Source organism: Pedobacter sp. (genome assembly GCF_035317785.1).
GTDB lineage: Bacteria > Bacteroidota > Bacteroidia > Sphingobacteriales > Sphingobacteriaceae > Pedobacter.
The window spans coordinates 1-3,513 of the sequence record NZ_DATHGC010000348.1 but is presented as its reverse complement, the minus strand read 5'-3'; the positions used below and the strand labels follow the sequence as shown (position 1 = coordinate 3,513).

The following is a 3,513-nucleotide window of genomic DNA, read 5'->3' as shown; positions in this document are numbered from 1 at the left end:
ATGTTTTCAGACCACCATTGTCTGCTTTGGCGGGAACAGCGATGTTGCCTGACAGAAAAGGTTATAATTTCGACGGCTGCGCGCCGGGACAGCTTTACAATGCCTCAGTAAAAGATGGCCGGATCGTATTTCCGGGTGGGGCATCCTATCGCATTTTAGTCCTGCCTGTCGTGAAGACCATGACGCCGAAGTTACTGGAAAAGATCCGGGATCTGTTAGCTGCGGGTGCAGTAGTGGTTGGCTCCCAGCCGGTTAAATCTCTGGGGCTAAGAGGTTACCCGGAGTTTGATGTAGCAGTTAAAGATATGGCTAAAGAGTTGTGGGGATCGCTTGATGTTCCTGCTATTCAAACTGAAAAAGCATTCAAAAAAGGGAAAGTGGTGTATGGCGGCGCTTTGGAAACCAGGCTGGACAACCTTTATCCGGCTTATGAACTCACGGCCTCCATATTGAAATCGATGGAGGTAGCGCAGGATTTTGAATCTGACGGACCCGTCAGGTATACACACCGCCAGTCTGCAGGCCGGGATGTATATTTTGTTTCCAACAGCTCAGACCAGCGGGTGAATGTAAATGCAATTTTCAGGAGTGTAAAAGGGGATGTTCCCGAGCTTTGGGATGCACAGACGGGTAGCATCCGTAAATTGCCTGATTTTTCACGGAAGGACTAATGACAACTATACCATTGCAATTTGAGCCTTATCAAAGCTTTTTTGTGGTATTTTCAAAAAATGAAAATGCTGGGCCGGAACGAGCCCAAAATTTTGCATCGCTGAGCACGGCAAGCACTTTGCAAGGTAACTGGAAAGTATTCTTTGATCCCAAATGGGGAGGGCCCGGGACTGTAGATTTTGAAAGGCTGCATGACTGGACCTTAGATGAGGATAAGGGCATTAAGTATTATTCGGGCACGGCGGTCTATAAAAAGACCTTTGATCTGCCGCTGAATTTTTCAGGGAAAAAAGAGGAACTGTTTTTAGATCTCGGAGAAGTCAAAAACCTGGCCAGGGTAAGGTTAAACGGAAAGGATCTCGGCGTACTCTGGACTGCTCCATGGCGCGTTGATATCAGCACTGCAGTCAGGAATAAAGGCAACCAGTTAGAAATAGAAGTTGTCAATTTATGGCCAAACAGGTTAATCGGTGACGAATTTCTGCCTGATGACGGTATAAAAAATGGGCAGTGGCCGGAATGGCTGAGTAAAGGTCTGCCACGCAGCAGCGGCAGGTATACTTTTACTACAATAAAGCATTATAGTAAAACATCGCCTTTGTTAAAGTCCGGATTGTCAGGGCCTGTGACCATTTTAAAAAAAGACTAACTTAATATTTTTAACTTATTTACCTATTGGTGTCAATTCCTATTCAGGAATTGATTACTTTTGCTAATATTTGTAGTATTCCGAGATATTAGATAGATGACAGTTACCGTACTCCCAATTATAGAACCTGATGCAAAGCCGGCCGTTCCGCTGGCAAAAGTAATGAATGAAAGGCTTAAACGTCTGGCTGAGGAACTTGAAAGTCTTCACCTCAAGGACCTGAAGTCAGTGGAACCTATGTTTGAAGATGTGGTGATTTACATCAGCTACAACAGCAAATACAACATCCGCTGGAAAATCGTAAACGATGTGCCTGAAAATGTCACCTCAATGGTAACTGAGCAATGTGACAAATTAGGGTATATCAAATGGAAAGAAGTTTCTCTTTACAACTTTAACGGCAGGTCTTAGGACTTGACCGGTTTATTTCCTTATTTTAGGATACCAAACCGATCCGTTATGCTCAAAAGAATTTTTATAGTTTGTTTATTGTTTAATCTTACTGCAGGCTATCCGGTTCTTGCCCAAGAAAGTAAAGTTATTTCCACCGGATCACCTGAAGATGCAGGGTTTTCATCTGCAAGGTTACTCAAACTGGACGGAGCAATGAAAGAATGGGCAGATAAAGGATGGATGAACGGCGCTGTGGCGCTCATCATCAGGGATGGAAAGATAGCCTACTATAATGCAGCCGGCTATGACGACATCGAAGCAAAGAAAAAAATGCCTAAAGATGGGATTTTCCGGATTGCCTCGCAGACCAAAGCCATCACTAGCGTTGCCATCATGATGCTGTTTGATGACGGAAAACTATTGTTGAACGACCGGGTATCAAAATACATTCCTTCTTTTAATAAACCAGTTGTGCTGGATAAGTTCAATGCCAAAGACACTACTTATACTACGGTTCCGGCCGCAAGGGAAATCACGATCAAAGATTTGCTGACACACACCTCAGGACTGGGCTATGCACAGATCGGATCGCAGGAAGCAAAGGCCGTATATGCAAAAAGCAATATTACCGCTGGGCTCGGTGTGAAAGAAGGAACGCTGCTGGAGGCCATGACACGTCTTGGTACACTGCCTTTGATGCATCAGCCCGGACAGCGGTTTACTTATGGATTGAACACAGATCTATTGGGATGTGTAGTAGAAATAGTTTCGGGCATGAGCCTGAACGAGTTCTTTAAAACCAGGATATTTCAGCCATTAGGAATGAAAGATACCTATTTCTCGGTTCCTAAAAACAAAGAGGACAGGCTGGTAAACATGTATACAGAAGATCCGCAGGGAAAACTGATTAAAGGAGGAAATAAGATTTTTAATACACCGACTGCGTCAAATTATCCCCTGCTGGGCAGTACCTATTATTCCGGCGGCGGCGGCCTGAATGCGCCCATTATGGATTATGCGATATTTTTGCAGATGCTTTTGAATGGCGGTGAATACAATGGCGTAAGACTACTTGGACGGAACACAGTAAGGATGATGACGATGAACCAGGTTGGTGATCTGAACTTGGGCGATGATAAATTCGGCCTGGGTTTTGGTATCATAACAGAAAAAGGCAGCGCCAATACGCCCGCCCAGGCAGGGACCTTTAGCTGGGGAGGTGCGTTTGCGACTTCGTATTGGGTAGATCCGAAGGAAAAGATGGTGCTGCTTTTTTACCGTCAGCTCCAAAGCAGCTCACATGGTGATGTGGTAGAAAAGTTCAGAGCGCTTACTTACCAGGCTTTGAATTGAAAAGAAACATTACAATACTTACTGAATAATCGGCCATAACTGCAGTCTGCTCAATGAACCCGATTTTAGCCGCTTTCTTTCTGCTCTTTTGTTTCAAATCTTAAATTATGAAACAGAAAAAACTCTTGAGCCTTGCAGTATTTATACTGATCTGGCTGCCGCAATTGCTTTTCGCACAGAAAGGCGATGTGTTTTCAAAAATGAAACCGGGGGACTGGTTTGAAGTCCTTGTGTCGGATACCGGAAGGAAAACCAATAATGAAAGTTGGCGCTATCACCTCAAGTACCTGTTAAAGGAAGTTAACGCAAAAGGAGACAGACAATATATGCTGACTTTTGAGCGGATCAGGGTCATACTTTCTTTCCCGGGGCAAGTTTCTCTGGGTTATGATTCCTACTACCCGCCTTATCAGCAGGGCATTCCGCAAAAGCCAGTTAAGCCCTGT

Annotated in this window: 5 protein-coding genes; all 5 read left to right on the top strand. The window is 44.5% G+C overall.

Going from position 1 to position 3,513, the window contains the following annotated elements; genetic code table 11:
* The coding region (locus VK541_RS21820; RefSeq protein WP_324372638.1) for a glycosyl hydrolase at positions 1 to 671 on the top strand (671 nt) is incomplete at its 5' end.
* Entirely contained in the window at positions 671 to 1,321 is a 651-nt protein-coding gene (locus VK541_RS21815) for a glycosylhydrolase-like jelly roll fold domain-containing protein (RefSeq protein ID WP_324372637.1), read from the top strand. The genes VK541_RS21820 and VK541_RS21815, both read left to right, overlap by 1 nt.
* Positions 1,322 to 1,417: 96 nt before the next feature.
* Complete coding sequence (locus VK541_RS21810; RefSeq protein WP_324372636.1) at positions 1,418 to 1,732, top strand: hypothetical protein; 315 nt, start codon at positions 1,418 to 1,420, stop codon at positions 1,730 to 1,732.
* A 48-nt stretch (positions 1,733 to 1,780) separates the two neighbouring features.
* Positions 1,781 to 3,067: a serine hydrolase domain-containing protein gene (locus tag VK541_RS21805; protein WP_324372634.1), complete on the top strand. Its 1,287-nt coding sequence runs from the start codon at positions 1,781 to 1,783 to the stop codon at positions 3,065 to 3,067.
* Positions 3,068 to 3,174: 107 nt separating this feature from the next.
* Positions 3,175 to 3,513, top strand: a 339-nt coding sequence (locus VK541_RS21800; RefSeq protein ID WP_324372633.1) for a hypothetical protein, incomplete at its 3' end; no start/stop codon positions are given.